Here is a 3,469-nt window from a genome sequence, read left to right on the forward strand (position 1 = left end):
ATGCATAACAAGGCAATCAAGGTGATGCTCTACACTCGGCGGCTTTGGTTCGGAGTTCAGTGTGCTTTGCTGGTTCAGCGTGCGCACACCTTATTGCAGGCGTTATAGCAAAAGGTAAAAAATATGATTCATGTACTACCATCATCAGAAAATGAAATTCATTTATTTGTTGAAATGGAGCAATCTGAAGATACATCTCGATTTATTATTCCAAATAAGAAAGAAGTGCATCTGAAGTTGAAATGGAGCAATCTGAAGATACATCTCGATTTATTATTCCAAATAAGAAAGAAGTGCATCTGAAAGAATTTACTAAAAGTAATATTTATTATCTCTCGATTAAGCAAAATGATAAAACTGTTGGCTTTGTTATTTTAGTTATTGATGCTCAAAGTAACAGTGTTGAGCTAAGGCGTATTGTTGTAGCATCAAAAGGCCTTGGTATCGGGCAAGAGGCAATTCTTAAAATAGAAGGCTTTGTAATGGAAGTGTTAAATTTCAACCGTATATGGCTTGATGTTTTCGAAAGCAATAGTCGTGGTAAACACATTTATGAAAAGTTAGGTTATAAAGAATTTAAAAGAAGTTTGTTCGAAGGTGCTCCATTAATCTTAATGGAAAAATTGCCATAACAAAGCAATCAAGGTGATGCGTTACACTCGGCGGTTTTGGTATGGAGTTCAGTGCGTTTTGTTGGTTCAGTGGGGCACACCTTATTGCAGGCGTTATGGCGCTGACGTGCACAGGCAACGTAGTGTTCGCGTTATCAATGTCGGGTCGTGCTTAGCAGCTACGAAGTCTGTCTTCTCAGGCGATATACCTGAACGCTTTTCTGTATAACGAACTGAGATATTGATTGGTTTTGTTCGCAGCCCGCTCGATTTTCATACCGAGCTTGCTAATTTCTGAGTCAATATTCCAAATCATGTCATTACTAAAGTTCTGTTGATTTAACCAGTTAACTTCATAGTTTGCGGTTACTGCGCGGTATACCTGTAACATTGTTTCTTGCTTTGATAAAAGAGCTATTCAAGTTCAAATAATCTCTGATTATCGATGCAATTCAGCAGGTTAAATGGTGATAACTTTAACTATTTTCTAAAATGGTTATGATGTTCGCTTAAGAGCAGGTCATCCTGAAGCGGTGCGTGCATGGTTATTGATGTTGTTGCCTTGAGTGCGCCATAACAAAGGTATCAAGGTGACGCGTTACACTCGGCATTTTTGGTATGGAGTTCAGTGGGCTTGGTAGGTTCATCGCGGCGCACCTTATCCCAGGCGTTAGGCATCCGAAGGAGATGTGATGAAGTACATTGATTTGGAAAGTTTAAAGCTTAATGAATTGGTTGCTTTGTTAAATGAGTGCGAAGTCAGGACACACTTGATCCAACATGACTTATATGACGAAAAATCGGCACAAGATTGGATAAATAGCAAACTTGAAATTAATTCATTGAAAGGTTGTTATGTGCGGGCAATTGAAATTGAAGGAAAGCTCGTTGGATGGTGTGGGATTCAACCAGATGACTTCGGCCATGAAATAGCTATTGTTCTACAAAAGAACAGTTGGGGTGTTGGTGCCACGGTGTTCAAGGATCTAATGGCGAAAGCTCAAAAAATGGGGCTCAAGGAAGTAGCACTGAACCTGTTAAATAGTAGGCCGAAATATGTGAGTTTATCTCGCTTAGCTAGCAGAGTAGAAACTAGGAATGTCCATGGTGGATGTTTCACGACGTACTACATTTCAGTACCAGATGCCTAACAAGGCCATCAAGGTGATGCGTTACACTCGGCATTTTTGGTATGAAGTTCGGTGCGCTTTGCTGGTTCGGTGGGGCACACCTTATGGCTGGCGTTATGCACCTAGAGCCAAGAATTTCAATGGTAGATAATTCATCGCTCATTTCCACGATTTCTTTGGCCATTCGTTTGCCGAAAGGCTGCCTGAAAGTCCGGAGATAAGCTTGTTGTTGTTCTCTTTGCTGCCTTTAACTCTGGCAATGCAACACCTACATTTCAACGTTACTCTGCTATGAAAGTTCTGGCGCTTTTCTTTGCCTATAGGTTCGGTGCAGTAGCCAAGCATGTCTGCATCAGGTTGTCATGCAAGTTGGTTTGGTTCAAATCGTTGAAAGTAAATCGCAATTAGCCGAGTGTGAGCTTGTTGCCTATATGTCGCAGATTTATCATGCGTGGACAGATTTTCGGCCAAGTATGATCGAATCAATGGATGGAGTTGCATAACAAGGCAATCAAGGGTGATGCGTTACACTCGGCGGTTTTGGTATGGAGTTCAGTGTGCTTTGCTGGTTCAGTGGGGCACACCTTATTGCAGGCGTTACATGCTCAGTTTTTTTAAGGTTTCTGGCTTCGGCGATTGTTGATTTTCCAGTGGTTCCAGCGGTGATCGTAATGCACAAGTATCGTTCATCGAAAGTGCGGTTAACGCTCCTCGTGATTAATATTCATTGGTCTAAACGGCATTGTCTCTCTCAAATTCATGAAACCGCACTATTGAATTCATTGTTGGCACGTTATTATTTCGGTGGTTACTAAGTCGCTGTTTTTATAATGCCAATTAAGTTATTTGGTTGGCGGTAGCGTGCCGTTTGGGTTACATCAAGCTCCGCAATTGTTGATGGTTTTTCTGTTGCCTCGGTGGGGCGGCCAAGCCGCTTTAACTTCGGAGCAGCATGTAACAATGCAATCAAGGTGATGCCATTACACTCGGCATTTTTGGTTTGGAGTTCGGTGTGCTTTGCTAGTTCAGAGTTGGCACACCTTATTGCGGGCGTTATGCATTATTGTTTACTCACTATCATCAGCTGAGACTCAAATAGATTATGGATATCTTAAATAAAGATCTTGTTACTGATGTATTTGGAGCTTGGCCCAGTTTTCATGATGCTGAGGTATTGTCTTTAGAACTACAGCGTGGGAGAAAATCCAACAAACAGTGTGTTCTTAATGCTGCTGTGAATTGTTACACAGTAAAGACTATCAATGAAGGTACAGCGGATTTCGATACTGTTCTTGATAAAGATTATGTCATTGCACTTGAATTTCACGGTGTTGAACAACTTTATATTGAGGGCTTTAATCATCAAAATGTTATTGATGACATTGAAATGTCGGATTGTAATGGCGTTACTAATGTAGAGTTCATCTCAATATTTGGTGTTTGTTGTAAATTCACATGTAAAGATATTGCCGTTTTGTCTGTGAAATCAATGACGGAGTTCAATGCATAACAAGGCAATCAAGGTGATGCTCTACACTCGGCGGCTTTGGTTCGGAGTTCAGTGTGCTTTGCTGGTTCAGCGTGCGCACACCTTATTGCAGGCGTTATAGCAAAAGGTAAAAAATATGATTCATGTACTACCATCATCAGAAAATGAAATTCATTTATTTGTTGAAATGGAGCAATCTGAAGATACATCTCGATTTAATATTCCAAATAAGAAAGAAG

General features: G+C 40.6%; 4 protein-coding genes. 3 read left to right on the forward strand and 1 reads right to left on the reverse strand.

Annotated elements, in window-relative coordinates; genetic code table 11:
* Positions 1-242 precede the first annotated feature (242 nt).
* On the forward strand, positions 243-632 hold the full coding sequence (locus L4D09_RS28580; protein WP_428460919.1) for a GNAT family N-acetyltransferase: 390 nt from the start codon (positions 243-245) through the stop codon (positions 630-632).
* A gap of 671 nt (positions 633-1,303) precedes the next feature.
* On the forward strand, positions 1,304-1,762 hold the full coding sequence (locus tag L4D09_RS28585; RefSeq protein WP_428460920.1) for a GNAT family N-acetyltransferase: 459 nt from the start codon (positions 1,304-1,306) through the stop codon (positions 1,760-1,762).
* Positions 1,763-2,552: 790 nt separating this feature from the next.
* Here L4D09_RS28585 and L4D09_RS28590 read toward each other — a convergent pair.
* Entirely contained in the window at positions 2,553-2,711 is a 159-nt protein-coding gene (locus L4D09_RS28590; RefSeq protein ID WP_428460921.1) for a hypothetical protein, read from the reverse strand.
* Between the two features lie 132 nt (positions 2,712-2,843).
* On the opposite strand from L4D09_RS28590, the gene L4D09_RS28595 reads away from it, so the two are divergent.
* Positions 2,844-3,251 carry an Imm50 family immunity protein gene (locus tag L4D09_RS28595; protein WP_428460922.1) on the forward strand — a complete coding sequence of 136 codons (408 nt, stop codon included), beginning with the start codon at positions 2,844-2,846 and terminating at the stop codon, positions 3,249-3,251.
* Positions 3,252-3,469 lie beyond the last annotated feature (218 nt).

The organism is Photobacterium makurazakiensis (assembly GCF_050336715.1).
In the GTDB taxonomy this organism is placed as follows: domain Bacteria; phylum Pseudomonadota; class Gammaproteobacteria; order Enterobacterales; family Vibrionaceae; genus Photobacterium; species Photobacterium makurazakiensis.